General features: G+C 73.9%; 2 protein-coding genes. Both read right to left on the bottom strand.

Annotation, left to right across the window (positions count from 1 at the left end; translation table 11 throughout):
- On the bottom strand, positions 1–369 hold a 369-nt coding region (locus tag M878_RS99065; protein ID WP_031226673.1), incomplete at its 3' end, for a hypothetical protein.
- Between the two features lie 345 nt (positions 370–714).
- A partial coding sequence (gene cbiE, locus M878_RS83740; RefSeq protein ID WP_023552035.1) for a precorrin-6y C5,15-methyltransferase (decarboxylating) subunit CbiE occupies positions 715–1,781 on the bottom strand: 1,067 nt, incomplete at its 5' end.

Raw genomic sequence — 1,781 nt, 5'->3', positions numbered from 1 at the left:
GTGCAGCGGACGGCGCGGCGGCTGGGGGGCGGCCGACGGGTCCTGCGAGGCCGAGAGGATGGGCGACGGCGGTACGGAGGCCGTGGCCGGGTCCGGCAGGCGGACGCCGCCGAGGTCGACGGAGCCGCTGTCGCGGCCGGCCGTCTCGTGCGGACCCGGCTGGTGGACGGCTTCGACCACCGGTTCCGGAGCGGGTGGCGGCACTTCGTTGCCCCACGCGCCCTGGGCACCCGGCAGCAGCAGGTCTTCGTCCTCGGCGGGTGCTTCGGAGAGGTAGGTGTACGCACCGTGCGCGGGGACGCCCGGCTGCTCCACCATGCCTGCACTCTCCGGCTGCCCCTCGCCCGGGACCTGGCCGGTGTCGGTCATGCGTACCCCTCGCCCATCGGTTTCGTGCTCCTACGACCAGCTCACCCGGAACGGCGCACCGACCGCCCGTAGTGAAGAACGAGCGTCCGTGCCCAGCGGCACGAACGACCCGCCGGAAAAGGCGACAAAGCCATTCAGTGGCATTGTCCCGGCCGTTCCGCCGTCGCGACAGCGTGATCCGCGACAGCCCGCTGTGGACTGCGCCACGTTGCGCGTCCACCGGTTCCGCAGTACCACACCCACCCCAAAACGGGCGTGCTTTCCGGACATTGGCGAACGAAGTTCCGGGCCGCCCGGTGTGGCACAACGATCGGCCAGCCTACCGCGCGCAGTACGACAACCCGATCACGGGGCGCGATCTGGAAGTAGGCCGCTGAGCAGGAACGCGACGCTCCGCTCGGTCTCGGTCCAGGCGCGGGTGTCGAGTTCGACGGACTGCAGCAGCGCGCACTCGACCCGGTATCCGTGCTCGGTCAGGTCGCGCCCGATGAGTTCGGCCGCGTCACGGGTCGCGGCGTGCGTGACGATGCGCTGCGGGCGCCGGTCGGCGACCGCGGAGACGACGGGCGCGCCCCCGCCGCCGACCCGGACGACGTCCGGTTCGGGCAGGTTCTCCAGGACGTGCGGGGCGGTGCCCTGGACCACTTGGAGCTGGACGCCGGACCGGCGCGCGACCGCGTCGGTCCGGGCGCAGGCCTGCGGGTCCCGGTCGACGGCGATGACGGCCGCACCGGCACGCGCGGCCTCGGCGGCGAACGCGCCGGAACCGCAGCCGATGTCCCAGACGAGGTCGCCGACCCGGGGTCCGAGGCGGGCGAGTTGCGCGGCGCGCAGCAGTTCCGTCTCGCCCTCGCCGAGCCGGCCGCCGGGTCCGTCGCCGTAGGAGCCGTAGGACTCGTCGGGCTGTACCCAGCCGCGCGGTCCGGCGCCCGGGTCGCGGCCGGCGATCCAGTCGCCGCCGTCCGCCGCGCCACCTCGTCCGGCGGGCCCGCCGATGACGATGACGACGTTGGGGTCGCGCCAGCTGTGGTCGGCGGCCTTGTCGGAGGTGACGACGGTGACCTGCTCGCGTTCGGTGCCCAGTTCCTCGCAGATGACGAAGGTCCGGTGGACGCCCTCCAGCAGCAGCCCGAGTTCGGCGGGTCCGGCGCCCGGTGAGGTGAGGACGGCGACTTTGGTGTGGGCGCGGCAGACGTTCACGGCCCGGCGCAGGGTGCGCCGGTGGGCGACGACCACCTGAGCGTCGTCCCAGGGCATGCCGGCCCGGGCGAAGGCGGCGGCGACCGAGGAGACGGCGGGTACGACCTCGACCTCCAGGCCGAACTCCGGTGCGCGCAGGGTGCGTACGACGCCGAAGAATCCGGGGTCGCCGTCGGCGAAGACGACCGCGGTGCCGCGGTGGGCGGCGATCC

The organism is Streptomyces roseochromogenus subsp. oscitans DS 12.976, assembly GCF_000497445.1.
GTDB classification, from domain to species: domain Bacteria; phylum Actinomycetota; class Actinomycetes; order Streptomycetales; family Streptomycetaceae; genus Streptomyces; species Streptomyces oscitans.
This window is presented reverse-complemented; position numbering and strand designations above follow the sequence as displayed.